This is a genomic window from Rhodococcus sp. TAF43 (assembly GCF_052113525.1).
Lineage (GTDB): Bacteria > Actinomycetota > Actinomycetes > Mycobacteriales > Mycobacteriaceae > Prescottella.
The window spans coordinates 30,846-55,885 of sequence record NZ_JBFRDL010000017.1 but is presented as its reverse complement, the minus strand read 5'-3'; the positions used below and the strand labels follow the sequence as shown (position 1 = coordinate 55,885).

Here is a 25,040-nt window from a genome sequence, read left to right as displayed (position 1 = left end):
ATGGAGGTGAGTCGCGTCTCACCTCCTAACGTGCTTGCGGTCACTGTTGGGCACACGACTGGAATGTAGGTAGGAAATGTCAGTCACCGTCTCAAAGGGCGACGAAGCCCCCGTGCGGGACGCCGGTGATCCCGGCGGCTCGACCGGGTACTGGATCCGCGTTCTGCTGATCCTCGTCCTGCTTACCGAGCAGGCGGCACTGGCCTTCGCCCTCTTCACCCCCGCACTGCCGAAGATTGCCGTGAAGTACTCGACGACGCAGGTCGTCTGGGTCATGACTGCACTCGTTCTCGCCGCCGCTATCGCGTCCCCGATCCTGGGCAAGCTGGCCGACGTCTACGGCAAGAAGCGCATTCTCGTGGTGACCGCGGCGATCGCGAGCCTCGGTGCGCTCATCTCGGCCATCGCGCCGACCTTCCCGATCCTGCTGGTCGGCCGCTTCCTGTCCGGTGTCGGCTTCGCCTTCACCGCGCTCGGCTACTCGCTGATCCGTGACATCTTCCCGGCCCGCCTGCAGGCGATGTCCATCAGCATCGCGAACACCGGCGTCGGTGTCGTCACCGTCGTCGCCCCGCTGATCTCGGGCTTCATGCTCGATCGCACCGACGTGTCCTCGGTCTTCTGGTTCTCCTTCGCTCTGTGCGCCGTCGGCGGCCTCCTGACTCTGTTCTTCGTCCCGGAAACTCCGCTGCGTGCAAAGGTTTCGGTCGACTGGCTCGGCGCGTTCCTGCTGACGGTCGCCCTGTTCACCGTCATGCTGGCGCTGTCGCTGGGTGCCGGCTGGGGCTGGCTGAGCGGCAAGACGCTCGGCACGCTTGCCGTCACCGTCATCTTCGCGGTCGCATGGGTGGTCTGGGAGCGTCGCTGCCCCGAGCCGCTCATCAGCATCGATGTTCTGGCCAGCCGCAAGGTCGGCATCACGCTGCTCGCGGGTGGTATCGCCTACGGCGCAACGACGCTCACAGCGACGCTGATCCCGATGCTGCTGCAGACGCCCAAGGAGGCGGCGGACTACGGATTCGGTCTGTCGGTCACCGACATGGCGCTGTGGATGCTGCCCGGTGGCATCCTGATCGTCCTCGGCGGCGTGTTCGTCGGCGCCACCTCGAAGCGAATCGGCTTCCGTCAGCACCTCATCGGCGGATCGGTCCTCATCGCCCTGGGCGCGGCCCTGCTCGCCACCACCCCGGACCAGGCCTGGCAGGTCGTGTTCGGCTACGGCCTGATCGGCTTCGGCTCGATGATCTACGCCGCCATCCCGAATCTGGTGATGATGGCCCTGCCGGCCGACCAGCGCGCGATCGGTGCCAACTTCACCGGACTGTCCCAGTCGATGTTCGGCGGAATGCTGTCGTCGGTGGGCTTCGCCCTGCTGGCCCAGCATGTGATCACCGTCGGTCCCGCCGGCCCGGTGTACAGCTCGGACGGCTTCTTCGTCGGCTTCATGGTCGCCGCCGGCGCGGCCCTGCTCGGTGCAATTTTGGCCTTCGGCATCACCGTCGGACGGCGCGGCCAGGACCTGTAGTCCCACACGCTTGGACGGCCCAGGCACCGAGCCGATTCTCGTGCTGCGACGGTCAGGCCACCACCGAGCGCTGTGGCACGCCGGTGTATTCGCTGAGCGGTCGGATCAGGGCGTTGGACTCGCCCTGCTCGATGATGTGCGCGGTCCATCCGGTGATGCGGCTCATCACGAAGACGGGGGTGAAGACCTCGATGTCGAAGCCCATCAGGTAGTAGGCGGGCCGGGTGGGGAAGTCGAGATTGGGCTCGAGTCCGGTGGCCTCGTTCATGGTGCGCTCGAGGATCTCGTACATCTGGACCCACTTCTCGCCATCGGTCTTCGCGGCGACATCGAAGAATGCCTGACGCATCGTCGGGACGCGCGAGTCGCCGTTCTTGTAGACGCGGTGCCCGAAGCCCATGACCTTTTCCTTGCGGGCCAGCTTGTCCCTCATCCAGGCCTCGGCGCGCTCGGGCTCACCGATCTCGATCATGTCGTGCATGACCGCCTCGTTGGCACCGCCGTGCAGCGGGCCCTTAAGGGTGCCGATCGCGGCGGTGACGGCGCTGTAGATGTCCGACAGCGTCGAGGTGACCACGCGGGCGGCGAAGGTCGACGCGTTGAAGCTGTGCTCCGCGTACAGGATCAGCGAGACCTCGAACGCCTTCACGATCTCCGGCTCCGGGATCTCACCGAAGCACATGCCCAGGAAGTTCTCGGCGAACCCGAGGTGGCTGTGCGGGGCGATCGGATCCAGGCCGTGCCGGCGACGGTGATCGGCCGCGACGATCGTCGGCAGCACCGCCATCATGCGAAGCGCCTTCTCGCGGTTGGCCTTCGGCGAGTTGTCCCACTCCTGCGGGTCTTCCGCGCCGAGGAAGCTGATCGCCGTGCGGACCACATCCATCGGATGGCAGTTGTCCGGCATCTTCGCCACGAGCGAGAGCAGCGACCGGTCGGCGCGGCGGGCCGCCCGCTCACGCTGGCAGAACAGCTCGAGCTGGGCGTCCGAGGGCAGTTCGCCGTTCCACAGGAGGTACGCGACCTGCTCGAAGCTGCAGTTCGCGGCGAGATCCTGGACCGCGTAACCGCGGTAGGTCAGCGAGTTGGTCTCGGGTACGACCTTGGAGATCGCGGTGGTGTCGACGACGACGCCGGCCAGGCCTTCGCAGATCGTCGGGACTGCATTCGTCATTGGTTCCCTCCGAGCATGAAGTTGAAGACTCCGGAATCGAACTCGTTGTAGCGCTCGTACTCGAGCAGTTCGTACAGCCGGGAGCGGGTCTGCATCTGCTGCCGTACCCGCCGGCGTCGTGACCACCCCCACTTCAGGCGCTGACCGGTTGAATGTCTGATTCGATATCTGTCAATATTGAAGGATGTCGAATCAAGATCCGGGCGACGCATGCTGTTCGCCGCTCGCGCGCACGCCACTGACCGAGGACCGGGCCGGTGACCTGGCCCGTATGTTCAAGGCGCTCGGTGACCCGGTGCGGCTGCGGTTGCTGAGCCTGGTGGCCAGTCACGCCGGCGGCGAGGCATGCGTGTGCGACATCTCCGATACGTTCGACCTGTCGCAGCCGACCATCTCGCACCATCTCAAGGTGCTGCGCGAGGCGGGGCTGCTCGATTGCGAACGCCGCGGAACCTGGGTGTACTACTGGGTGATTCCCGCTGCGTTGCGGCAGCTGTCGGAGGTACTCGTGGCGCAGGGTGGGCCGTCGCGGGCCTGTGCGGAGGTCACGGCGTGAGCGGGGCGACCAGCGTCCCGCAGCCCGCCGTGGTCGGCAGGCTCTCGACCCTGGATCGTTTCCTGCCGGTGTGGATCGGCGTCGCGATGGTCGTCGGCCTGCTGCTGGGCCGGATGATCCCGGGGCTCGGCGACGCGCTCGGCGCCGTCGAACTCGACGGGATCTCGCTGCCGATCGCGCTCGGCCTGCTGATCATGATGTACCCGGTGCTCGCGAAGGTGCGCTACGACCGCCTCGACACCGTGACCGGCGACCGCAAGATGCTGATCGGTTCCCTGCTGCTCAACTGGGTGCTGGGGCCGGCGCTGATGTTCGCCCTCGCCTGGCTGCTGCTGCCCGACCTGCCCGAGTACCGGACGGGCCTGATCATCGTCGGACTCGCCCGGTGCATCGCGATGGTCATCATCTGGAACGACCTCGCCTGCGGCGACCGGGAGGCCGCCGCCGTCCTGGTCGCGATCAACTCGGTGTTCCAGGTGCTCATGTTCGCCGTCCTGGGCTGGTTCTACCTGTCGGTCCTGCCCGGCTGGCTGGGACTCGAGCAGACCACGATCGACACCTCGCCGTGGCAGATCGCGAAATCGGTGCTGATCTTCCTGGGCATCCCGCTGCTCGCCGGATTCCTCACCCGTCACTTCGGGGAGAAGACGAAGGGGCGCGAGTGGTACGAGTCGACGTTCCTGCCGAAGATCGGCCCGTGGGCCCTCTACGGTCTGCTGTTCACCATCGTGATCCTCTTCGCGCTGCAGGGCGACCAGATCACCTCCCGGCCCCTGGACGTCGTGCGGATCGCGCTGCCACTGCTGGCGTACTTCGCGATCATGTGGGGCGGCGGCTACGCCCTCGGTGCCGCGATGGGTCTGGGCTACGAGCGCACCACCACGCTCGCGTTCACCGCTGCCGGCAACAACTTCGAGCTCGCCATCGCCGTGGCCATCGCGACGTACGGGGCGTCGTCCGGTCAGGCGCTGGCCGGTGTCGTGGGGCCTCTGATCGAGGTGCCCGTGCTGGTCGGCCTCGTCTACGTGTCCCTCGCGCTCCGCACACGTTTCGCGGGGCACGTGCCCGCAGCAGCCCGGAAGGAGTCCTGATTCGTGTCCACGACCCCGAGTGTGTTGTTCGTCTGCGTCCACAACGCCGGAAGATCACAGATGGCCGCAGCGTTCCTCGTCTACCTGGCGGGGGACAGGATCGAGGTGCGGTCGGCGGGCTCGGCTCCAGCCGAGTCGGTCAATCCCGCTGCCGTCCAGGCGATGGCCGAGGTCGGCATCGACATCTCGCGGCAGAGCCCGAAGATTCTCACGCCCGACGCCGTCGAGTCCTCCGACGTCGTGATCACGATGGGGTGCGGCGACACCTGCCCGGTGTTCCCCGGTGTCAGCTACCGCGACTGGATGCTCGACGACCCGGCCGGGCAGGGCGTGGACGCGGTGCGCCCGATCCGCGACGAGATTCGGGCCCGGGTCGAGGCGCTGATCGCCGAACTGCTTCCGGGATAGCCCAAGTCGTCCATTGATCCCGGTGCACGACCAAACCTCTGCTACCTTACCAAGCAAGTGCTTGCTTTGGGAGATCGAGGGGGATGGGATGCTCACGCTTGTCCGTGCAGTCGTGATCGGGTCGGACGTGCGCGTTCGGGTGGCTGAGGGGGTGCGGTCGTGACACTGAAGACGAGGATCACCGAACTGGTCGGCGTCGAGCATCCGGTCGTGCAGACCGGCATGGGGTGGGTGTCCGGATCCCGACTGGTCACCGCGACCGCTCGGGCCGGCGGGCTCGGCATTCTCGCGTCGGCGACGATGACCTACGACGAACTGGCCACGGCGATCCGGGATGTCAAGGAGCGCACCGATGCTCCGTTCGGTGTCAATCTGCGCGCCGACGCCGAGGATGCACAGAAGCGGGTCGACCTGATCATCCGCGAGGGCGTGCGGGTCGCGTCGTTCGCGTTGGCCCCGCGCGAGGAGATGATCGCTCGGTTCAAAGAGGCCGGCGTGGTGGTGATTCCGTCCGTCGGCGCCGCGCGCCACGCCGAGAAGGTGGCGCGTTGGGGTGCAGATGCGGTGATCGTGCAGGGCGGCGAGGGTGGTGGCCACACAGGTGGTGTCGCCACCAGCCTTCTGTTGCCCTCGGTGCTGGACGCCGTGGACATACCGGTGATTGCTTCGGGAGGCTTCTTCGACGGCCGCGGTCTCGCGTCCGCGTTGGCCTGCGGTGCTTCGGGTATCGCGATGGGGACGCGATTCCTGCTGACGAAGGAGAGCACCGTCCCGGAGTCCGTGAAACGGGAGTATCTGGCCCGTGGGCTGAATGACACCGTCGTCACGACGAAGGTCGACGGGATCCCGCACCGGGTGTTGCGCACCGAACTCGTCGATGCACTGGAACGCACCCGGGGCGCCCGCGCGTTGGCGCACGCGGCCGTCAACACCGTCAGGTTCCGGAAGCTGACCGGCATCTCGTGGCGATCGATGATCGCCGAAGGCCTCACCATGGTGCGATCCGGTGATCGCACCCTGTCCCAGCTGATGATGTCGGCGAACAGTCCGATGCTGTTGCGGGCAGGGCTCGTCGAGGGCAACGCTCGCGCGGGCGTCCTCGCCTCCGGTCAGGTGGTCGGAATGATCGACGATCTTCCGAGTGTGGCCGAGTTGATCGACGAGATCGTGAGCCGAGCCGAGCGATGCCTCGACGAACTCGAGAAGGTCCGCTAGGTCCAGGGAAACCGGCGGTGATGCGATCCGGTCCGATACGTGTTCAGCAACAGGGGGATTCGCCAGCCGGCGCCTCGTCGGCAGAGGTGCCGCAGCACACCCCGCTGTCGGTGTTGGACGGATGCTGCGGGCTCGAGCCGAAGGTGTCCGAGTCGGCGAGGACCGTGTAGACCTCCCACTTCTCGCCCGCCGGACCGGTGACCCACACCTTGTCCTGCGTGGCGAAACAGCAGGTGGTGCCGATCTCCTCGTCGGTGAACAGGCCCTCGCCGGTCAGTCGGGCGATCTCCTCGTGAACCTTGGTGCTGGACTCGACCTCGACGCCCAGGTGGTTGAGGGTGCCGCCCTTGCCCGGATTTTCGAGCAGTACCAGCTTGAGTGGGGGTTCGACGATCGCGAAGTTCGCGTAGCCGGGCTTGACCTTCGCGGGCTCGGTGCCGAACAGCTTGGAGTAGAACGTGATCGCCTCCTGCAGGTCGTCGACGTTGAGAGCGAGCTGGGCGCGTGACATGACAGCCTCCACTTATGCGACATATATCGAATTACCGACTTCGAGAGTGCCCACCTTTTCGACATAAGTCAAGTAAGTGGTTACGATCGTTGTCATGCCCAAGACGCTGCCGATGGTCGATGTCAGTGCCCCGATCTGCTGCGCTCCCGTCTCGGCGGGCCCGATGGGCGACGAGGCGGCGCTGCAACTCGCACTGCGGCTGAAGGCTCTCGCCGACCCGGTCCGGATCAAGCTCATGTCGATCCTGCTCACCGCGGACGGCGGCGAGGTGTGTACGTGCGACCTGGCCACCGGTGTCGGCCTCGCGGAGTCGACCGTCAGTCATCACCTCGGCCAGCTCAAGAAGGCCGGGATGGTCGAGCGCACCCGCCGCGGCATGAATGTCTTCTACCGTGCACAGGCCGAGGCGCTCGACGCGCTGCGAGTGGTGCTGGACCCGAACTGCTGCGTTCGGCCCTGACCGCGGGGTGCGCGCGATCGGGGAGCCCCGGCGCTGCAGCGCGCGTTACAGTGGACCGAGCCGTGTTACCGCGTTTCTCGATCGCGAGGAGTCTGCCGTGGACGTCGGATTTCTGGGCATGGGCACGATGGGGCAACCGATGGCGCGCAATCTCGCCCGCGCCGGACATGCCGTGAAGGTGTGGAATCGCACTCCCGGTAGGGCTGCGGGTGTGGTCGACTACGGAGCCACCGAAGTGTCGGCGGTGTCGGATGCGCTGCACCAGCCGGTGGTGTTCAGCTCACTCGCCGACGACCGGGCGTTCGCGGACGCGGTGCTGTCGGTGCCGTCGCTGCAGGCCGCGCAGCCCGGTTCGGTGCACGTCAATCTGGCGACCGTGAGCCCGGGGATGTCGACGGAGGCGGTATCGGCGTTGGGGGAGAGGGGGATCCGCTACGTCGCCGCGCCGGTGTTCGGCCGGGCGGAGGTCGCCGAGGCGGGAGAGCTCACGGTGCTCGCCGCCGGTGATCCCACCGCGGTGGACGAGGTGGCCCCGCTGCTCGCGGTGATCGGGCGTCGGACGTGGCGGATCGGTGACGATCCGAAGCAGGCCAACGTCGTCAAGATCCTCGGAAACTATCTGATCGCCAACGCGATCCAGGCGATGGCCGAGGCGACGACGGTGGCGGAGAAGGTGGGCGGTTCGCCCGAGCTGTTGATGGAGGTCATGAACGACAGCCTCTTCCCGGGCGGCGTCTACGGCGGTTACGGGAAGATGATCGCGCAGCGCAACTACGAGCCCGCCGGTTTCCGGCTCACGCTGGGCCTCAAGGATGTTCGACTGGCGCTGTCGGAGGCGCGCGATGCCCGGATCGGCCTGCTGTTCGGCAGCGCGCTCGAGAATGTGTTCCTCGACGCGCTCGCGCACGGGCAGGCCGACCAGGACTGGTCCGCGATCACCGAGTCCACCCGGCGCCGGGCCGGTTTGACGAACGACTGAGGCGGTCGCTCAGCCGACGGCCGCGGCCTGCCCCGCCCATGCCGACGCCGGCCCCTCGTCGCCGTGGAGCACGAAGTCGATGTCGACTTCCTGCACGTCCGGGCGATGCGCGCGAATCGTGTAGGCGCGCATCCACGGACGGATGTCGTCGGGCATCGCGAGATACGCGCGGTGCCAGGTCATGATGTCGCCGTCCGAGGGTCGCGGCGGCACCTCGGGCTCGCTGTCGGTGCGGGAGAAGAACAACTTGACCTGCTGCTCGGGGGGAGACCGAGCTGAAGCGGTGGAGGTCTGTGCCGCCGAAGGCGAGCCTGCCGTAACTGGGTGTCCGGGCGCACCCCCGTCGGATCGGGGGTGCGCCCGGAGCTACCTAGATCGCGGCGCGCACCACGTGCGCCGCCTCGACGAGGTTGCGCAGCGACGCCTCCACCTCGACGGGTCCGCGGGTCTTGAGGCCGCAGTCCGGATTGACCCACAGGCGCTCGGAGGGCACCGCCTTGAGCGCGGCCCGTAGCGATCCGGCGATCTCGTCGACCGACGGGACGCGCGGCGAGTGGATGTCGTAGACCCCTGGCCCGACACCGAGGTCGAAGCCGACCGCGTTGAGGTCGTCGAGCACCTCCATGTGCGAGCGAGCGGCCTCGATCGAGGTGACGTCGGCATCCAGGCCGGCGATCGCCCCGATCACCTCGCCGAACTCGGAGTAGCACAGGTGGGTGTGCACGGACGTCGAGTCCTCGATGCCCGACGTCGCCAGCCGGAACGCCCCGACCGCCCAGTCCAGGTAGGCGGGCTGGTCCACCGCGCGCAGCGGCAGCAGTTCGCGCAGCGCCGGCTCGTCGACCTGGATGACCTGTGCACCCGACTTCTCGAGGTCGACCGTCTCGTCCCGAATCGCGAGCGCGATCTGATCGGCCGATCTCGCAAGCGGCTGGTCGTCGCGCACGAACGACCACGCCAGGATCGTCACSGGGCCGGTGAGCATGCCCTTGACCGGCTTTGCGGTGAGGGACTGTGCGTACGACGTCCAGTCGACGGTCATCGGCCGCGGACGGCGGACGTCGCCGAACAGGATCGGCGGACGCACGCAGCGGCTGCCGTACGACTGCACCCACCCGTTCACGGTCGCGGAGAAGCCGTCGAGCTGTTCGGCGAAGTACTGCACCATGTCGTTGCGCTCGGGCTCGCCGTGCACGAGCACGTCCAGGCCCAGCTTCTCCTGGAACGCAACCACATCGGCGATCTCGGACTGCATCCGCCGCACGTACTCGGCGTCGTCGATCTCGCCCTTGCGCAGCGCCGCGCGGGCGACCCGGATGGCGGTGGTCTGCGGGTACGAGCCGATCGTGGTGGTGGGCAGCGGGGGTAGCGGCAGCACCGCGGACTGGGCCGCACGACGCTCGGCGGCCGGGCTGCGGCGACGGTCCGCGTCGGTCAGTGTGGCGAGCCGGTCGCGGATCGCGTCGTCGTGCAGACGCGGGTCGGCGGCGCGGGTGGCCGCCGCTGCGCGGGCGTCGGTCAGCTCGGCGGTGATGGCGTCGCGGCCCGACTGCACGCCGGTAGCCAGTGTGGCGACCTCCTTGATCTTCTCGGCACCGAACGTCAGCCACGACCGCAGCGCGCGATCCAGGCCGTCCTCGCCGTCGAGGGTGTACGGGACGTGGAGCAGCGAGCACGACGTGGAGACGGCCACCGAACCGGCGCGCTCGCGCAGGGCCTCGAGGGCGTCGAGCGAACCGTCGAGATCATTGCGCCAGATGTTGCGGCCGTCGACCACGCCGGCGACGACGTGCTTGCGCTCGAGGCCCGGGGTCGCGATCACGGAATCGAGCGAGCCCGCGACCAGGTCCACGGCCAGCCCCTCGACACCGGTCTCGGCGAGTACCGGCAGCGCCGGACCCAGGTCGCCGAAGTACGACGCCAGCAGGATCGCCGGACGGCGATCGAGCGCCGACAGGCGGTTGTACACCGCGCCGGCCGCGGCGATCTCGGCGTCGGTGCGGTCCGCGACCAGGGCCGGCTCGTCGATCTGCACCCACTCGAGGCCCGCGTCCTCGAGACGCGCCAGCAGATCGGTGTACAGCGCCACGATCTCGTCGAGGCGATCCAGCGGAGCTCCGCCCTCGAACTTGGACAGCAGCAGGAACGTGACCGGTCCGATCACGACGGGTCGGACCGGAACACCCAGCGCCAGCGCCTCGTTCACCTCGCCGAGCACCTTCGACGGGTCGAGCGTGAAGACGGTGTCCAGGGTGATCTCGGGGACCAGGTAGTGGTAGTTGGTGTCGAACCACTTCGTCATCTCGAGCGGCGTCACGGTCGCGTTGCCGCGGGCGGCGGCGAAGTAGCGGTCCAGTGCGTTGTCGATCCCGGCGACCCGATCCGGCAGCGCGCCGAGCATGACGGCGGTGTCCAGCATCTGGTCGTAGTACGAGAAGACGTTGACCGGCACGGAGTCGATGCCGGCGTCGACCAGTTCGGTCCAGGTCTGCCGGCGCAGATCCTTCGCCACGGTCTCGAGTGCGGCGGCGTCGAGGTTCCCGGCCCAGTAGGACTCGACGGCCTTCTTCAGTTCGCGCCGGGGCCCGATGCGCGGGGAGCCCAGCACGGTTGCGGTGAAAGCGAATGTCACGGTGTTCTCCAGTTGCTCACAGCGTGGATGGCCACCACCGGCAGACGAGAACAGACCGAGCCCCTGGTGTGCGTCCGCCAACGGGGCAGCACGAAGTACCGAGCTGATCTACTCGCCTTTTCCTCGAGGCGGTGGACCGTCGGGCACGGCGTGCCCGACACAGTCGGCAGGTCTTCGGACTCGTGGACACTTCGGACAGCGCCGAAACCTACTGGCCGTCGCTTCCCAGACCTTCTCGGTCCAGTGCATGTGACGGCGGTCGTTCCCACTCACCGCTGCGGGACAGTCCCGGATTCTCACCGGGTTCCCTCTCACCCCCGTGGTCTCGTGACCGCGGATGCTTCGACGCCGGGCGGTGGTCTTCGGGGCTCCTCACGACCGCGCCTGGCGAACCAGCTGCACCGCCCAGCATAAGCCCTCGAAACACACCGATCGGGCGGGCCCGGTGACAGGCCCGCCCGATCGGGGACGGAATGTTCGCTTGTCGCGCCGCCCTACGACTCCGAATCCTCGGTGAGCCAGGCGTCTCCGAAGAGCAGGATGCCGTCGGCGCTGGGCGTGATCCCGTGGACGTTCTTGCTCCACGGGATGAAGTACTTGCCGGCGCCGGTGACGACCATCGGTGCAGTGTCGTTCACGAGGGTCTGGATCTCCTGGACGACCCCGAGCCGGGCCTCGTCCGTCGGGGCGGTCTGCAGCTTGCTGAGCAGCGCGTCCATCTGCGGGTTCTTGTACCCGAGGGCATTCGAGGGTGATTCGCTGAAGAGATTGCCGTACAGACGCACGAACGGCGACTCGTCGAGAACGTTGAACCCCGAGTACGAGACGTCGTAGTCGTACTGCACGAATGTCTTCTTCACGAGATCGTTGATGTTGGTCGCCCAGACGATCTCGACGGTGAATCCGACCGCCTGCAGCATCGACTGGAAGGCCAGGGCGCCGCGCTGGGCCGCCGGATCGTTGAGCCCGACGTAGGTGAGCTTGCCGTCGTAACCGTCGGCCTTGGCCTCCGCGAGGTACTTCTTCGCCGCTTCCGGGTCGTAGGCGGGGCCGGCCACGTCGCCGTGCCACTTGGACCCCGACTGGAACATGTCGCTGCTGGGCAACCCGAAGCCGCCCTCGTAGCGTTCGTTGTAGGACTCGGGGTTGAACGAGGCCACGATCGCCTTGCGAACCCGCTCGTCCGAGCCTGCTCGACCCTCGCGCTGATTGATCAGACCGATGCCACCCATGTTGGCGGTGTAGACGTATCCGGGGTCGCCCGCTTCGAGGGCGCCGTGCACGACGTCGGCCGCTCGCAGGTAGGCCGCCTGGATGCCACCGGTATGCAGGGCGTCGACCTTGGCCTGCTCATTGACGATGGCGGGGAAGCGCAGCTTGTCCAGGTGCGGCTTGCCGTTCCAGTAGGTCGGGTTCGCGGTCAGGACCAGTTCGTCCTGGGAGGCGAACTTCTCGACTTGGAACGGGCCGGCACCGACCGGAGTGAAGGTGCCGGTCGCCGTCGAGGCCGGCGAAACGATCATGCCGGGCCCGGTGGTGAACATGATCGGGAACTCGTTCCACGCCTGCTTGAGCGTGAACACCACCGTCGCCGGATCGGGCGAGGCGACGTCGGAGACACTCGCCTTCCACACCTGGCTGTGCGTGCCCCTCTTCTCCAGGTAGTGGTTGATGCTCCACTGCACCGCCGCGCCATTCACCGGGGTGCCGTCACTGAACTTCGCGTCGGGCCGCAGCTTCAACGTCCACACCGTGTTGTCGGCATTCGCGGTCAGCGACTGCGCGAGTTGTGGCTGATACTCCTTGCTTTCGGAGTCGTAGCGCATCAACAGGTCGTAGATCGCCGCCATCTCGCTGCCACCGGTGGCGCCGCCGTCCTGACGGTCGGCCGGATCGAGACTGCTCACACCGTTGTACGTGGCGTACGAGACCATGCCGCCGGACTGCGGATCGCCGCCGTCCGGTTGCTCTCCCACGATCCCGGTCCTCACGTCGGAGGCGTCGGTCGACGAACCCGACTCGCCGGCACACCCGGCCAGTAGCACGGTGGCGGTGGCGAGTGCCGTGAACATCGTTCCGGCGCGGGCGAGAGACGATCGTTTCATTCGAACCTTCTTCCGTTTCGAAGCTGAGAGGACCGGGGACCGTGAGCGTGCTACGGCGCCATGGTCTGGGCGGTGAGAAATCCGGACGGATCGTGGCGGCCGGCGACACCGTGCTCGAACATGCCCCAACCCACGTCGCCGTTGCAGGTGGCGCGGGCGATGTGTTCGACGGTGCCGTGCGGGATCCGGGGCGCGAGTGCGGGATCGGTCAGGTCGTACAGCGAGGAGGAGCTCCAGCCGCGGCCCTTCCACTGCCCGTGATTCCACTCGGGATCACTGCCGTACCCGGAGCCGATCTGCAGGACGACGAATCCGAGCGGGTCGATGTCGACCACGAGGGGATCGCCGGTCGGCGTGGTGAGATGAATGCGAATCGATTCGGGGGTGCGGGTTCCGCTGCGATAGGTGATGTCGAATCGCGGCCAGCCCAACTGCTCGATTCGACCGTCGGGGAAGATTCTGGTGGCGTGGTTGAGCGTCCGGTGTCCGTCCGGTCCCTCCTGCGCGATGATCATCAGCGCGTAGTCGTCGAATCGCAACGGAACGTACGCCCACCAGAATCCACCGACCGGCTCGTCGGCCATTCGGCCGAGCGGTTCGCGTTCGCCCACCGGCCGGATGCCCCAGGAGCGGTCGCGGGTGCCCGTCCACACCGAGGGATCCACGGTGAGGTCCGTGCCGTCCACGCTGATGGTGCCGGCCCAGCTTCCGACCTGAGCGAAGCGGCTGGCGTCGAGCGACGGCCGGTTGCCCGCCATGAGCTCGTGATGCTCCTCGAGCACCGCTGGGAAGGCGCCCTCCCAGACGAGGTCGGCCGACAGATCCGCGTGGTCACAGATCAGGCGGACGGTCTGCAGGGGTTTGACGACCTCGAGGCGGTACCCGCCGACCTCGGCTTCGATCGAGCGGGCGTCCAGCGCGTCGGAGAACCGGACCGACCTCTGGGTGTCACCGCGGCGGACGGTGACGAACGCGTCGCGGACACCCAGATTGGGGTACACGCCGAAGCCGGACACGAGGAAGATGTCTCCGGTGCGGTCGTGACCGTTGAAGTAGAAGCGGTCGTAGAAGTTCCGGTCGCTGCTGGCGACCCGCGCCATGGACAGCGGCGACTGATGGATGGGGTATTCGTCGAGCGGATCGGGGTTCACATTGTCTCCCAAGAGTATTCGTTGTCGATCAACCGTCGGAGCATTCGATGGTGCAGGACGTATTCGTCGGGGTCGTCGGGCGCAGGGCTGTCGCCGAAGTGGATGGACCGCCGTTTGATCCGGGACATGATGATGCCGTGGCGGATCGCCGCGTACCCGAGGTAGAAGTCGAGGTCGCGTAGCTCGACTCCGGTCGTATTCTCGTAGTGGGCAACCACGTCCGCGCGTTGCAGGAAGCCGGGTAGCCCCGGCCGGCCGAACTGCTCGGCCATGTCCTGGTACATCCGGTGGAAGAAGACGAACCAGCCGACGTCCAGTTCGCGTGGGGCCAGCGTGGCCAGTTCCCAGTCGAGGACAGCCGCGGGTGCGAAGTCGCGGTACATGATGTTCCCGATCCGGGAGTCGCCCCAGCACAGCACCGGCTCGGACGGACTGCTGGGCCAGTTCTCCTCAAGCCAGTCGAAACCTCTCTCCAACAGCGGGATACGCAGTCCGTCGTCCTGCCGCGTCCATTCGTAGTACGCGCGTTCGCCGTCGACGTGCCGACGCAGCGCGTCGTCTGCTGTACCGACACCGAGTTCCGGCAGCAGGGAACGGGGATCGGGAATGGAATGAATGCCGGCCAGTACGTCGACCGAGCCGTGCTGCACGACGTCCAACTGCGCCGTCGTGGCCTCGTGCAGCCAACCGCCGAAGACGTACGGCGGGTTGTCGACCGGGACCACGCCGTCGACGCGATCCATCACCACGAACGGCCGCCCCAGGACGGCGGGCGACGATTCGATCCATCTGACCCGTGGCACGGGCACCGTGCTGTGGTCCGCGACGGTCCGCATCACCGCGGCCTGACGCTCGAGGTCGTAGCCGGGAAACACCGGAAGTGCCGTGGGCTCCGGCGCCAGTCGCGCGACGAGATCGGCGCGCTGACGCGATCCGTCCAGGTCCCACTCGACGGTGAACAGCACGGAGATGCTGGACATCCCGGACTCGGATGGCTTCCTCAGGTCGGAGATCCGCGCGGTCGGGGCCGCGAGCCGGTCCCGGATCCAGCCTTCGAGGCTGCGCTGCAGGCCGGTGACGTCGGTAGCAGTGGTGGTGACGGTCGTGTTCACTCCGCGTGGCGGAGCCGGATGGGTGGTCATCGCTTCCCTTCTGTCCGGGTCACTGCGCGGCGCTCGTGGCGGGTGCGACGAGGGTTCGGAACACGAGGGACCCGTAGCCGCCGTCGACCGGGAGGTCGACACCACTGATCCAGGAGGCCTCGTCGGACGCGAGATAGACGATGGCGTCGGCGATCTCCTCCGGGGCCGCGTGCCTGCCGGCCCAGGCCGCCGCGCCGTTGATGACCGCCTCGCCCATCGTCGCGGTGAACTCCGGCAGCAGTGGCGTTCCCACCGTGCCGGGGGAGACGGTGTTGGAGCGCAGGCCGAGGGTCTTGTAGTCCACCGCCAGGTTGCCCGAGTTCACGATGGCCGCTTCCTTGGACAACGAGTAGCAGAGTTGGTCGATGCCGGGCAGATCGGCGAGCGAGTCCAGGGCCTCGTCCCAGTCGTCGATCGCGAGGAATGAGTTGGCACGTCCGAAGTTCCGCTGCCACTGGAAGCCGGCCTGCGATGCGGTGGTGACCACGACGGGTCGCGGACCGAATTTGGGGAGCAACAGGCGGGTCAGGTCACGAGGTGCGAGCGCGTTGACGGACAGCACCGTCCGCCACGGCTGGGTCGCCGCGACGCCGGCGTTGTTGACCAGGACATCGATCGGCCCGTCGATGGCGTCGGCGACAGCGCGCACGCCGTCGGAGGTGGAGAGGTCGCCGACGACGGTGCGGGCCACGAGCGGCCCGGCATCGGCGGCGGCGCGGTCGACACCGATCACGACAGCGCCGAGTTCGGTCAGTGCGGCGGCCGTCGCCGCCCCGATGCCCGACGCGTGGCCGGTGACGACGACGGTCTTGCCGTTGAGACTGTGCACGTTGGGTCTCCTTGCCGATTCAGTGGGCGACCGGGCAGGAGCCGTAGTCGACGGGCAGTGCCTTGATGCTGTTGAGCCACCCCGAGTGCATTCGCACCGGAGGGCCGAGAACGCTGATGTCGGGAAGGTGGTCGGCGATCGCGTTGAACATGAGATCGACCTCCAGGCGGGCGAGGTTGGCTCCGACGCAGTAGTGCACACCGGTGCCGCCGAAGGACAGGTGCGGGTTCGGGGAACGCGTGATGTCGAATCGCCGGGGATCGTCGAAGACCTGCTCGTCGTAGTTCGCGGATGCGTACAGCATCACGACGCGGTCGCCCTTGCGGATGTGCTGACCACCGAGTTCGGTATCGCAGGTCGCCGTCCGCTGGAACGACAGCACCGGGCTCGCCCAGCGGATGATCTCGTCGACTGCCGTCGCGGGTCGCTCGCGTTTGTACAGTTCCCACTGCTCGGGGTTGTCGACGAACGCCATCACCCCCTGGGTGATCGAGTTCCGCGTGGTCTCGCTGCCGGCCACGATGAGCAGGATCACGAAGTGCGCGAACTCCTCCGGTGTGAGGGAGCCGTCCGAGATCTGCGCCTGGACCAGTTTGGTGACGATGTCGTCGGCGGGCCGCGCGCGCCGATCGGTGGCCATGGCGTGGGCGTATTCCATGACCTCCCGCACCGCGACGAGGGGGTCGTCCACGACGTCGGGATCGTCGCGGCTCGTCATCGTGTTGGACCAGTCGAAGATCTTGCGGCGGTCCTCTTGCGGAATACCGAGGAGATCGGCGATCGCCTGAAGCGGTAGTTCACACGCGGCCTGCTCGACGAAGTTGCCGTGGCCGAGAGTCGCTGCCGTACGGGCGATGTCCTCGGCCCTGACGCGCAGGGCGTCGCGGAGGCCGTTGATGGCGCGCGGTGTGAACCCGCGAGTGATGATGCGGCGAAGTGTCGCGTGTTCCGGCCCGTCCTTGTTCAACAGGGTCAACCGGCCGGCCTCGACCTGGGCGCGGGGGCAGTCGTCCTCGTTGCGCACCAATGCGGTGTTCTCCCATGAGGAGAACACCCCGTCGGAGCGGGACACCTCCTGGACGAGGTCGTGGGTGGACACCACCCAGAATCCGTCGTCCTGGTAGCCGGCGGCACCGCGGCGCTGGGGATTCCACCACACCGGCGCCGACCGGCGAAGTTCGGCGAAGAGGTCGTGCGGTATCCCGTCATCGAATGTCGACGGATGGGTGAAGTCGATTCCTTCGGGAAGATCTATTGGTGCTCGAAGATCCATTTGCTGATCCTTCAGGGTCGTCGGAGAAGGTGCCGTGGAGTTTGAGAACAAGCGTGTGACGCGGGATCTACGCTGGTGAGAGCGTCGAACCCGGAAGAAAGATCCAGTTAACGGAGCCTGTTAAGAGTGATGCGGAACACACTAACGGAGTTTGTTAGGCTGTCAAGCATGGTGGCGGACATTCCCGCGAAAGAGCGATTGATGCGAGCCGGGGAGTACCTGTTCGCGCGTGAAGGTATCGATCGGGCCCGCATCCGGGACCTCAACGATTTGGCCGAGGTTCGCAACGACTCCGCGGTCCACTACTACTTCGGCTCCCGGGAGGGCCTGCTCGAAGCGATCGTGGTGCGTCACATGGGGGACATCAAGGAGCGCATCGAAGAGATGGTCGAGCGGTACTGCGTGGGCCGGGAGCCTTCGAAGTCCGCCCTTCGCGACTCGATCGGCGCGCTGACGGTCCCGTTCGCTGCGAAGCTCCTCGACGATCGGGGGCGGGACTTCATGCAGATCGTGGCCGAGGTGTACGAGCGGCGCGGCGGTCTGGCCGACGCGCAGTACATACCGGCCAGCGAGATCGCGAAGGACCTCGTCCGCCGATCGATGGTCGGTATGAGCGACGCCGTGCGGGAGGAACGCTATCGCCTGACGATCAACTTCATGGTCTCCGGTATGGCCGCGCGGGCTCGGGCGTACGACGCCGAACGCGAGTTTCCGCTCGACCACGACACTTTCGTCGTCAACCTCGTCGAGATGGGCACGATGGCGTGCCTGGCCGAGCTGCCCGACGGTCCGCTCTTCCCGGGTTAGAGCCAGCCGTTCGCGTCGGCGATGCGCGCGGCCTCGGTGCGGGTGCCCGCGCCCGTCTTGCCGATCGCCGAGGACAGGTGGTTACGGACGGTCCCCGCGGACAGGAACAGCGCCGCTGCGATCGATGCCACCGGCGCTCCGTCCCGCGCTGCCCGCAGCACCTCGGTCTCGCGTTCGGTGAGCGGTGACTCGCCGCTGACAAGGCTGTCCGCGGCCAGCGCCGGGTCGACGACACGCACGCGGGTCGACGGCATYGCCTCCCGTAGCGCCGCGGTGGCCGAGATGCCGTCCAGTCCCGGCATTTCCACGTCGAGCAATGCGACATCCGGGTGGTGTTCGACGGCGTCGGCGTGCGGGATGGACTGCAGCAGTTCGGTGTTCGCGCCGGGTAGCGTCGCGCGCAGGATGCGGCCGGCCGTCAGCGCCTTGATCTCGGCGGTGGTGCCGTCCGCGACCACCCGGCCCTGTCGCACCAGCACGATGCGGTCGGCGTAGGCGTCGGCCTCCTCGAGGTAGTGGGTCGCGAATACGACGGTGCGGCCCGCGTCGGCGTCGGCACGGATCGCCGACCAGAACTCGCGGCGCCCCTCGACGTCCAAGCCGGCCGTCGGTTCGTCGAGCAGGACCAGCGACGGGTCGGGCAGCAGCGCCATCGCGAACCGCAGCCGCTGCTGCTGTCCACCGGAGCACTTGCGGACCGGGCGGGACGCGATGTCGAGGATCCCGGCGAGGCGCAGCCAATCTGCGCAGCGCCGACCCGATCGCCCTCACGCTTCCGTCACGAGCTACCCGTGACATTTGTCAGGGTTTGTCGGTCGCTCACCGGCCTGCACCTCGGTGGGGCGCAGGAGTGTGATCGTCGTCTCGTTCGAGGGGGTCGGTGTGCGACCGGTCGGAAGTGCCGCTAACCTGGCAAACGTGTCAGCGACCTATTTCTGGTTTAGCAGGCCGGCCCCGGGTGGGTCGGTCGGCGTAACCACGCGCTGACAATCCACCCCAGAGCCGGATGACAGACCGGCTCGCTGGGATTCTTCACAGTCTTCGAGGGTCGGCCTGAGAACAGGAAACCGAACCCCATGACCGTTATCGCCAATGATCAGCGCCTCGACGATCAGCGCACCGTCAGTATCAGCCCGCTCGTCGCGCCGTCCGTCGTGCGCGCCGAGCACACCCCCGACGAGGTGGCCGCGGCCACCGTGCGCTCGGGTCGCGCCGACACCGTGAACATCCTCAACGGCGACGACGACCGCCTGGTCGTCGTCGTGGGCCCGTGCTCGGTGCACGATCCCGAGGCCGCGATGGACTACGCGCGTCGTCTCGCCGCGAAGGCCGAGGAACTGCGCGACGACCTGCAGATCGTGATGCGCGTGTACTTCGAGAAGCCGCGCACCACGCTGGGTTGGAAGGGCCTGCTCAACGACCCGCACCTCGACGGCACCTACGACATCAACACCGGCCTGCGGATGGGCCGCAAGCTGCTGCTCGACATCTCCCGTCTGGGTCTGCCCGTCGGCTGCGAGTTCCTCGACCCGATCATCCCGCAGTACATCGCGGACCTGGTGACCTACGGCGCGATCGGTGCCCGGACCGCGGCCAGTCAGGTGCACCGTCAGCTGTGCAGCGCGCTGTCCATGCCGGTCGGCATCAAGAACTCCACCGAGGGCGACGTTCAGGTCGCGGTCGACGGCACCCGTGCGGCGGCCGCCAGCCACGTGTTCCCCGGCACCGATCTCGAGGGCCAGGCGGCGCTGATCCACACGGTCGGCAACCCGGACTGCCACGTGATCCTGCGCGGCGGCACCGACGGACCGAACTACGACGCCGAGACGGTCGCGGACACCCTTGCGCGCCTGCGTAAGTCGGGTCTGCCCGAGCGCGTCGTGGTCGATGCCAGCCACGGCAACAGCCGCAAGGACCACAACAAGCAGGTCGACGTGGTCACCGACATCGCCGAGCGCATCGAGGCCGGCGAGAAGGGCATCGTCGGCATCATGCTCGAGAGCTTCATCGAGGCCGGGCGTCAGGACCTGACCCTCGGGCAGGCCGACGAACTCACCTACGGCCAGTCCATCACCGACGCGTGCATCGACTGGGACACCACCGCAGCGACCCTGGATCGACTCGCTGCCGCGGTGGCCGCGCGCCGCTGAGCCGGACACCGCACGCCACGCACCCACCCCGTGCCCGGGGTGGGTGCGGCGGGTGTCTTCCGCACATGGTGGCGGATGCCACCATCGGCGCTTCGTGCGGCTGAGGCCAGCAGGTATCGGCGGTTCGGGGTGGTCGGTATCCCGATCGAGTCGGGCGAATACCGCGAAGGACCCCTACGTTGGACAAGTGCCTTCTGCCGTCTGCACCCGATTCCGGCGCGCAGATAGCGCGGAAGGGAGTTCGCAGAAGTGAATGTGCGCAATGCTTGGCGTGCGATGAAGAAACCGGTGTTCGTGCCGGCCTCGATCGTGATCTTCGCGATGATCGCGTTTGCGGTGGTGTACTCGAGCGCCGCGGAGGGTGCGTTCGAATCGCTCAATCGGGTGATCTCCGACGGGGTCGGATGGTGGTACATCCTCGCCGCCACCGGATTCGTGGTGTTCGCGCTGTACTGCGGGGTGAGCCGGATCGGCAACATCCGACTCGGGCGGGACGACGAGGAACCCGAATTCTCGGTCCTGTCCTGGTTCGCGATGCTCTTCAGTGCCGGTATGGGCATCGGTCTGGTGTTCTACGGTGTCGCAGAACCGCTTTCGCATTACGTGAAACCGCCGGAGGCCGGTCGGGTCGCCGGCTCGTCCGACGCCGCCGCCAACCAGGCCATGGAACTGACCCTGTTCCACTGGGGCCTGCACGCGTGGGCCATCTACGTCGTCGTCGGCTTGGGTCTGGCGTACATGACCTACCGAAAGGGCCGTCCGCTCTCGGTGCGGTGGCTGCTCGAGCCGCTTCTGGGTCGACGCCGCATCGAGGGTCCGATCGGGCACGCGATCGACGTGGTCGCGATCGTGGGCACCCTGTTCGGTGTCGCGACCTCGCTCGGATTCGGGATCCAGCAGATCACCGCGGGTCTCGAGTACCTGGGGTGGGTGGAGGTCGACAACTGGCTGATCATTGCGCTGATCGTCGGCGTCACCGCGCTCGCGACGTTCTCGGTGGTGTCCGGGGTGTCCAAGGGCCTCAAGTGGCTCTCCAACATCAACATGCTGCTCGCGGTGGCGCTCGCCGTGTTCGTCCTGCTGCTGGGGCCGACGCTGTTCATCATGCAGTCGTGGGTCCAGAACCTCGGCGGCTACATGCAGGCCCTGCCGAAGATGGCGCTGCGGACATCTCCGTTCGCGGAGGACGGATGGGCCGGGGCCTGGACCATCTTCTACTGGGGTTGGTGGATGAGTTGGGCGCCGTTCGTCGGCATGTTCATCGCCCGCATCTCCCGGGGCCGCACCATCCGCGAGTTCGTCTTCGGCGTGCTGCTCGCCCCCACCCTCGTCGGCTCGCTGTGGTTCACGATCTTCGGTGGCTCCGGCATTCTCCGCCAGCGCAACGACGGTGACATGCTCGGCGCCGACGGCGTCGTCAACACCAACACGAGCCTGTTCACGCTCCTCGGCGGACTGCCACTGGCGACCGTGACCTGCCTCCTGGCGATCGCGATCGTGATCTTCTTCTTCGTGACCTCGGCCGACTCGGGTTCCCTCGTCATCGACATCCTGTCGACGGGCGGCGACACGGGCACGCCGGTGCTGACGCGCGTCTACTGGGCGGTGCTCCAGGGGGTGGTCGCGGCGGTGCTGCTGCTGGTCGGCGGCAGCGGATCGCTGACGGTGTTGCAGACGGCGTCGATCGCGACGGCGGTGCCGTTCTCGGTGGTGCTGGTCCTCGCCTGCATCTCGATGCTCAAGGCGTTCCGATACGAGGTGGCCGCCGCACCGCGGTACGTCCGGATCTCGTCGGCCGGCGGGGACCGACCGGCCGAGGAGCGCGGGCGCCGGTCGGGCGTCTCGGCGACGCTGGCAGGGCTGACGGCGCCCCCGGCCGGGCGATCCGGCCCTGCCGGCGCACGGCACCGGGTCTTCGCGGTGCACGAGGTTCCGACCGGTGCGGTGAGCGTCGACCCGGACTCGGGTGCGGTGACGCTCGACGACGCCGCGCGGGCGACCGACCCGCTCGGCGGCGAGGTGTTCGACACCCCGGAGTTCGCGGACTCGGCCGAGGGGCAGTCGCGGCAGCCTGCACGCGCAGAAACGCCGTAGCCCACCACCGGGAGCGACCGGCGTAAGGTGAGCGGCGTTCGGRTCTGTCGACTCCACGGAGTGCGGGCATCACCGATCTCGTGCCCACGCATCCGTGATTCGGAAAGGATGCACTGTGGCGGAAAGTAAGCGGACGATGCGCGCGGCGCGATTTCATGCGGATACGAAAACCAATGTGGTGGAGGATGTTCCGATCCCCGAGCCGGGTCCCGGTGAGGTCCTGGTCAAGGTCGCATTCTGCGGCATCTGTCATTCCGACCTGAGCCTGCTCGACGGTACCTTCCCGGCGATGCTGCCGGTGGTGACCCAGGGGCACGAATCGTCGGGCACCATCGCCGCGCTGGGTCCCGGCGTCCAGGGCTGGCAGGTGGGCGACCGGGTGATCCCGTCCGCCGGCAAACCGGACATGAAGTGCCGCAACTGTCGTCGCGGCGACTTCACCAATTGTCTGAACATCCAGCTGATGGCCTTCGCCTACGACGGCGCCTGGGCCGAGTACACGGTGGCGCAGGCGGGTGGGCTCACGAGGGTGCCCGACAACGTTCCGCTCGAGCAGGCGGCACTGTTGGCCGACGCGGTCTCCACGCCGTTCGGCGCCGTGGTGGGGACCGGCCAGGTCAAGGTCGGCGAGTCCGTCGGAGTGTGGGGTGTCGGCGGGATCGGCACGCACATCGTGCAACTCGCGCGCCTGGTCGGGGCGGTCCCCATCATCGCCTTCGACATCAATCCCGTGGTCCGTGAGCGGGCCCTCGAACTCGGCGCCGACTTCGCATTCGACTCGCGTGACGAAAACCTGCGGGAGAAGGTGAGGGAGGCTACCGGCGGCAAGATGCTCGACGTCGCGTTCGATGCGGCCGGCCTCAAGGTCACCTCCGAGCAGGCCCTGAGCTGCCTGGACGTCGGCGGCCGGCTGGTGGTTGTCGGCATGAGCGGACAGGACGTCTCGCTGGGATCGACCGCGGCGTTGGTGCTGTCCAAGAAGCACGTCATGGGGCACCTCGGCTACAACGTCGCCGACATCGAGACGCTGGCCCAGCTGGTGTCGCGCGGACGCCTGGACCTGTCCCGGTCGGTGAGCGAGATCATCCCGCTCGAGGATGTCGCGAAGGGCATCGAGAAGCTGCTGGGCCACGAGGGGAGCCCGATCCGAATTCTCGTGCAGCCCTGAGTATCGGTCCCGTGCGCCGGATTCTGTCGGTGCCCGGCAGTAGCGTCGGCGCATGGGATACGAAATTCAGATCACAGTCGATTCGAAGGACCCGCACCTGCAGGCCAAGTGGTGGGCGAACGCGCTGGGCTGGCAGGTCGAGCCCAGCGACGAGCAGTTCATCCGAGGTCTCGTGGCGGCCGGTCACGCGCAGGAGTCCGACACCCTGGTGTTCGAGGGCGTACTCGTCTGGAGGGAGGGCGCGGCGATCCGCGACCCCGAGCATCCGCAACGCCCGCGAATGCTCTTCCAGTTGGTTCCGGAGAGCAAGTCGGTGAAGAACCGGCTGCACCTCGATCTCCGCGTGGGGGATCGTCGCGAGGAGGTGGCGACCGAACTCGTCGCCGCCGGGGCGTCGATCCTCCACCGCGGGCAGCAGGGGCCGAGCATCTGGATCACGATGACGGACCCGGAGGGCAACGAGTTCTGCGTGAGCTGAGCGGTCAGGCGGTCAGTCAGTGGCTTCCATGGGGCGCGAACGACAGACCCACCCGCAGGGCGCCGGCCGCCTCGAGCAGCGCGTCGACGCCGGCGCGACCGTAGCCGGTGAGGTTCACGAAGGCGTGGACCAGTCCGCGGTGGACGCGCAGGGTCGTCGGCACCCCCGCTGCGCGGAGTCGCTCGGCGTACTCGAGGCCCTCGTCCCGCAGCACGTCGAAGCCCGAGATCGCGACGTAGGCGGGCGGCAGCCCGGTGAGGTCCGCGGCGAGGATCGGTGATGCGCGCGGATCGGTGCGGTCCTGTTCGTCGGGAACGTAGTGGCCTGTGTACCAATCCATCTGGGCTTCGGTGAGGAAGAAGCCGTCACTGAACAACCCGTACGACGGCCGCTTGGCCGTCATGTCCAGCCACGGGAAGAACAGCATCTGGAACGCCGGCCGGGTCGCGTCGGCGCGGGTGATCTGGGAGACCACCGCGGCGAGATTGCCGCCGGCGCTGTCACCGGCCACCGCAACACGGCCCGGGTCGATGCCGAGCGTGGACGCGTTCTGCACCGCGAAGCGGAATGCGGCCACCGCATCGTCCGCCGCGGCGGGAAACGCGTGTTCGGGCGCCAGTCGGTAGTCCACCGCCAGTACCGCGATCTCGGCGTGCCGGGCGAGGAACCGGCACAGCGAGTCGTGGCTGTCGAGGCTGCCGAGAACGAAACCGCCACCGTGGAAGTACACGAGGAGCGGCGCCGCCGCGGGCAGGCCCGCCGGACGGTACAGACGCGCGGGGATCGGTCCCGCGGGACCGGGAATCGTCACGGTCTCCACCGACGCCATCGGGATCGGGCGCCCGCTGACCAGCCTTGCCTCCATGTCGATCTGGGCACGGGACTGCTCGAGGGGCAGTTCCTCGAAGTCCGAGTCCGGGATCAGCGCGAGCATGCGCAGCATCAACTGGATCTCGGTGTTCAGTTCCTGGCCGTCGACCCGGATCGGACGGCCGGCGAGGGCCCGCTGGATCGGGGAGGGCAGCGAGCCGGCGATCGTGGCCGCGGTGCGGACCGCCGATTCGAGCAGCGACTCCAGCAGTGTCGTCTTCATCGATGTTGGTCCTCTCACGGCGGGGCCCGAACGTCCGGCGTGCGGGTCTGCAAGCGAAGTCTGTCAACTGACCGACTTGGAAACAAGGGTGAAAGTGGACATCGGTCGAGTCGGCACATTCATTGCGCTTAACTCTGGTCCCCGGCGGGACCGGACACTACGCTGCCGACAACATTTGTGCGATGGTCGGGAAGGGTTG

Annotated in this window: 22 protein-coding genes, 3 pseudogenes and 1 riboswitch; of the genes and pseudogenes, 12 read left to right on the top strand and 13 right to left on the bottom strand. The window is 67.5% G+C overall.

Going from position 1 to position 25,040, the window contains the following annotated elements:
- The first annotated feature begins 76 nt into the window (after positions 1–76).
- Complete coding sequence (locus AB4Z09_RS13435; RefSeq protein ID WP_174908403.1) at positions 77–1,525, top strand: MFS transporter; 1,449 nt, start codon at positions 77–79, stop codon at positions 1,523–1,525.
- A 52-nt stretch (positions 1,526–1,577) separates the two neighbouring features.
- On the opposite strand, the gene AB4Z09_RS13430 is transcribed toward AB4Z09_RS13435, so the two are convergent.
- Positions 1,578–2,699 carry a bifunctional 2-methylcitrate synthase/citrate synthase gene (locus AB4Z09_RS13430; protein ID WP_442239927.1) on the bottom strand — a complete coding sequence of 374 codons (1,122 nt, stop codon included), beginning with the start codon at positions 2,697–2,699 and terminating at the stop codon, positions 1,578–1,580.
- Positions 2,696–2,797, bottom strand: a pseudogene (locus tag AB4Z09_RS13425) (methylisocitrate lyase); the annotation flags it as partial. The gene AB4Z09_RS13430 and the pseudogene AB4Z09_RS13425, both read right to left, overlap by 4 nt.
- A gap of 86 nt (positions 2,798–2,883) precedes the next feature.
- Here AB4Z09_RS13425 and AB4Z09_RS13420 point away from each other — a divergent pair.
- The 4 genes from AB4Z09_RS13420 (at position 2,884) to AB4Z09_RS13405 (ending at position 5,969) form a co-directional block, all read left to right on the top strand.
- On the top strand, positions 2,884–3,255 hold the full coding sequence (locus AB4Z09_RS13420; protein WP_114720905.1) for an ArsR/SmtB family transcription factor: 372 nt from the start codon (positions 2,884–2,886) through the stop codon (positions 3,253–3,255).
- The gene (arsB, locus tag AB4Z09_RS13415; RefSeq protein ID WP_174908405.1) at positions 3,252–4,346 is read left to right on the top strand and encodes an ACR3 family arsenite efflux transporter; all 1,095 of its coding nucleotides are present in this window, start codon (positions 3,252–3,254) and stop codon (positions 4,344–4,346) included. The genes AB4Z09_RS13420 and arsB overlap by 4 nt, the downstream gene beginning before the upstream one ends.
- Before the next feature lie 3 nt (positions 4,347–4,349).
- Entirely contained in the window at positions 4,350–4,754 is a 405-nt protein-coding gene (locus AB4Z09_RS13410; RefSeq protein ID WP_174908406.1) for an arsenate reductase ArsC, read from the top strand.
- Between the two features lie 159 nt (positions 4,755–4,913).
- Positions 4,914–5,969 carry an NAD(P)H-dependent flavin oxidoreductase gene (locus AB4Z09_RS13405; protein ID WP_217487186.1) on the top strand — a complete coding sequence of 352 codons (1,056 nt, stop codon included), beginning with the start codon at positions 4,914–4,916 and terminating at the stop codon, positions 5,967–5,969.
- Between the two features lie 43 nt (positions 5,970–6,012).
- On the opposite strand, the gene AB4Z09_RS13400 is transcribed toward AB4Z09_RS13405, so the two are convergent.
- Entirely contained in the window at positions 6,013–6,480 is a 468-nt protein-coding gene (locus tag AB4Z09_RS13400) for an ArsI/CadI family heavy metal resistance metalloenzyme (protein ID WP_174908407.1), read from the bottom strand.
- Positions 6,481–6,574: 94 nt separating this feature from the next.
- Between AB4Z09_RS13400 and AB4Z09_RS13395 the strand changes: the two genes are divergently transcribed.
- Together AB4Z09_RS13395 and AB4Z09_RS13390 are read left to right on the top strand one after the other, a co-directional pair.
- On the top strand, positions 6,575–6,940 hold the full coding sequence (locus AB4Z09_RS13395; protein WP_114720912.1) for an Rv2640c family ArsR-like transcriptional regulator: 366 nt from the start codon (positions 6,575–6,577) through the stop codon (positions 6,938–6,940).
- Between the two features lie 97 nt (positions 6,941–7,037).
- Positions 7,038–7,919 carry an NAD(P)-dependent oxidoreductase gene (locus AB4Z09_RS13390; protein WP_174908408.1) on the top strand — a complete coding sequence of 294 codons (882 nt, stop codon included), beginning with the start codon at positions 7,038–7,040 and terminating at the stop codon, positions 7,917–7,919.
- Between the two features lie 9 nt (positions 7,920–7,928).
- Here AB4Z09_RS13390 and AB4Z09_RS13385 read toward each other — a convergent pair.
- From AB4Z09_RS13385 to AB4Z09_RS13355, 7 genes and pseudogenes are all read right to left on the bottom strand, one after another.
- Positions 7,929–8,174 (bottom strand): annotated as a pseudogene (locus tag AB4Z09_RS13385) (siderophore-interacting protein); the annotation flags it as partial.
- 115 nt (positions 8,175–8,289) lie between these two features.
- The gene (gene metE / locus AB4Z09_RS13380; protein WP_442239926.1) at positions 8,290–10,551 is read right to left on the bottom strand and encodes a 5-methyltetrahydropteroyltriglutamate--homocysteine S-methyltransferase; all 2,262 of its coding nucleotides are present in this window, start codon (positions 10,549–10,551) and stop codon (positions 8,290–8,292) included.
- Positions 10,552–10,715: 164 nt separating this feature from the next.
- Positions 10,716–10,885: riboswitch (cobalamin riboswitch) on the bottom strand.
- Between the two features lie 160 nt (positions 10,886–11,045).
- Positions 11,046–12,656 (bottom strand): ABC transporter substrate-binding protein, encoded by a 1,611-nt coding sequence (locus AB4Z09_RS13375; RefSeq protein ID WP_442239925.1) that lies wholly within the window; start codon positions 12,654–12,656, stop codon positions 11,046–11,048.
- A gap of 50 nt (positions 12,657–12,706) precedes the next feature.
- Positions 12,707–13,807, bottom strand: coding sequence for a hypothetical protein (locus AB4Z09_RS13370; protein WP_442239924.1), 1,101 nt, complete (start codon positions 13,805–13,807; stop codon positions 12,707–12,709).
- A complete protein-coding gene (locus AB4Z09_RS13365) occupies positions 13,804–14,949 on the bottom strand; it encodes a phosphotransferase family protein (protein ID WP_442239923.1) in 1,146 nt (381 codons plus the stop codon). Before AB4Z09_RS13365 ends, AB4Z09_RS13370 begins: the two co-directional genes overlap by 4 nt.
- 19 nt (positions 14,950–14,968) lie before the next feature.
- Complete coding sequence (locus tag AB4Z09_RS13360; RefSeq protein WP_442239922.1) at positions 14,969–15,778, bottom strand: SDR family oxidoreductase; 810 nt, start codon at positions 15,776–15,778, stop codon at positions 14,969–14,971.
- Between the two features lie 19 nt (positions 15,779–15,797).
- Positions 15,798–17,051, bottom strand: a complete 1,254-nt coding sequence (locus AB4Z09_RS13355; RefSeq protein WP_442239921.1) for a cytochrome P450 — start codon at positions 17,049–17,051, stop codon at positions 15,798–15,800.
- 201 nt (positions 17,052–17,252) lie between these two features.
- Here AB4Z09_RS13355 and AB4Z09_RS13350 point away from each other — a divergent pair, with 201 nt between their 5' ends.
- Positions 17,253–17,858 carry a TetR/AcrR family transcriptional regulator gene (locus AB4Z09_RS13350; protein WP_442239920.1) on the top strand — a complete coding sequence of 202 codons (606 nt, stop codon included), beginning with the start codon at positions 17,253–17,255 and terminating at the stop codon, positions 17,856–17,858.
- On the opposite strand, the gene AB4Z09_RS13345 is transcribed toward AB4Z09_RS13350, so the two are convergent.
- Both AB4Z09_RS13345 and AB4Z09_RS13340 read right to left on the bottom strand, forming a co-directional pair.
- On the bottom strand, positions 17,855–18,265 hold the full coding sequence (locus AB4Z09_RS13345) for a response regulator transcription factor (protein WP_442239938.1): 411 nt from the start codon (positions 18,263–18,265) through the stop codon (positions 17,855–17,857). The two genes, AB4Z09_RS13350 and AB4Z09_RS13345, sit on opposite strands and share 4 nt — an antisense overlap.
- Positions 18,266–18,433: 168 nt before the next feature.
- Positions 18,434–18,571: pseudogene (locus AB4Z09_RS13340) on the bottom strand (ATP-binding cassette domain-containing protein); the annotation flags it as partial.
- 363 nt (positions 18,572–18,934) lie between these two features.
- Here AB4Z09_RS13340 and AB4Z09_RS13335 point away from each other — a divergent pair.
- From AB4Z09_RS13335 to AB4Z09_RS13320, 4 genes are all read left to right on the top strand, one after another.
- On the top strand, positions 18,935–20,008 hold the full coding sequence (locus AB4Z09_RS13335; RefSeq protein WP_442239919.1) for a 3-deoxy-7-phosphoheptulonate synthase: 1,074 nt from the start codon (positions 18,935–18,937) through the stop codon (positions 20,006–20,008).
- A gap of 276 nt (positions 20,009–20,284) precedes the next feature.
- The gene (locus AB4Z09_RS13330; protein ID WP_442239918.1) at positions 20,285–22,102 is read left to right on the top strand and encodes a BCCT family transporter; all 1,818 of its coding nucleotides are present in this window, start codon (positions 20,285–20,287) and stop codon (positions 22,100–22,102) included.
- A gap of 136 nt (positions 22,103–22,238) precedes the next feature.
- Positions 22,239–23,270 (top strand): zinc-binding dehydrogenase, encoded by a 1,032-nt coding sequence (locus AB4Z09_RS13325; RefSeq protein ID WP_174914471.1) that lies wholly within the window; start codon positions 22,239–22,241, stop codon positions 23,268–23,270.
- Between the two features lie 52 nt (positions 23,271–23,322).
- Complete coding sequence (locus tag AB4Z09_RS13320; protein ID WP_114720949.1) at positions 23,323–23,748, top strand: VOC family protein; 426 nt, start codon at positions 23,323–23,325, stop codon at positions 23,746–23,748.
- A gap of 16 nt (positions 23,749–23,764) precedes the next feature.
- On the opposite strand, the gene AB4Z09_RS13315 is transcribed toward AB4Z09_RS13320, so the two are convergent.
- Complete coding sequence (locus AB4Z09_RS13315; RefSeq protein WP_174908427.1) at positions 23,765–24,841, bottom strand: alpha/beta hydrolase; 1,077 nt, start codon at positions 24,839–24,841, stop codon at positions 23,765–23,767.
- Positions 24,842–25,040 lie beyond the last annotated feature (199 nt).

Coding starts and splice junctions, on each gene's coding strand:
- AB4Z09_RS13430 (WP_442239927.1), bottom strand. CDS start 2,699: ATGACGAATGCAGTCCCGACGATCTGCGAAGGCCTGGCCGGCGTCGTC.
- AB4Z09_RS13365 (WP_442239923.1), bottom strand. CDS start 14,949: ATGACCACCCATCCGGCTCCGCCACGCGGAGTGAACACGACCGTCACC.
- AB4Z09_RS13335 (WP_442239919.1), top strand. CDS start 18,935: ATGACCGTTATCGCCAATGATCAGCGCCTCGACGATCAGCGCACCGTC.
- AB4Z09_RS13325 (WP_174914471.1), top strand. CDS start 22,239: ATGCGCGCGGCGCGATTTCATGCGGATACGAAAACCAATGTGGTGGAG.
- AB4Z09_RS13330 (WP_442239918.1), top strand. CDS start 20,285: ATGAAGAAACCGGTGTTCGTGCCGGCCTCGATCGTGATCTTCGCGATG.
- AB4Z09_RS13315 (WP_174908427.1), bottom strand. CDS start 24,841: ATGAAGACGACACTGCTGGAGTCGCTGCTCGAATCGGCGGTCCGCACC.
- AB4Z09_RS13320 (WP_114720949.1), top strand. CDS start 23,323: ATGGGATACGAAATTCAGATCACAGTCGATTCGAAGGACCCGCACCTG.
- AB4Z09_RS13400 (WP_174908407.1), bottom strand. CDS start 6,480: ATGTCACGCGCCCAGCTCGCTCTCAACGTCGACGACCTGCAGGAGGCG.
- AB4Z09_RS13420 (WP_114720905.1), top strand. CDS start 2,884: ATGTCGAATCAAGATCCGGGCGACGCATGCTGTTCGCCGCTCGCGCGC.
- AB4Z09_RS13375 (WP_442239925.1), bottom strand. CDS start 12,656: ATGAAACGATCGTCTCTCGCCCGCGCCGGAACGATGTTCACGGCACTC.
- AB4Z09_RS13435 (WP_174908403.1), top strand. CDS start 77: ATGTCAGTCACCGTCTCAAAGGGCGACGAAGCCCCCGTGCGGGACGCC.
- AB4Z09_RS13350 (WP_442239920.1), top strand. CDS start 17,253: ATGCGAGCCGGGGAGTACCTGTTCGCGCGTGAAGGTATCGATCGGGCC.
- AB4Z09_RS13395 (WP_114720912.1), top strand. CDS start 6,575: ATGCCCAAGACGCTGCCGATGGTCGATGTCAGTGCCCCGATCTGCTGC.
- AB4Z09_RS13355 (WP_442239921.1), bottom strand. CDS start 17,051: ATGGATCTTCGAGCACCAATAGATCTTCCCGAAGGAATCGACTTCACC.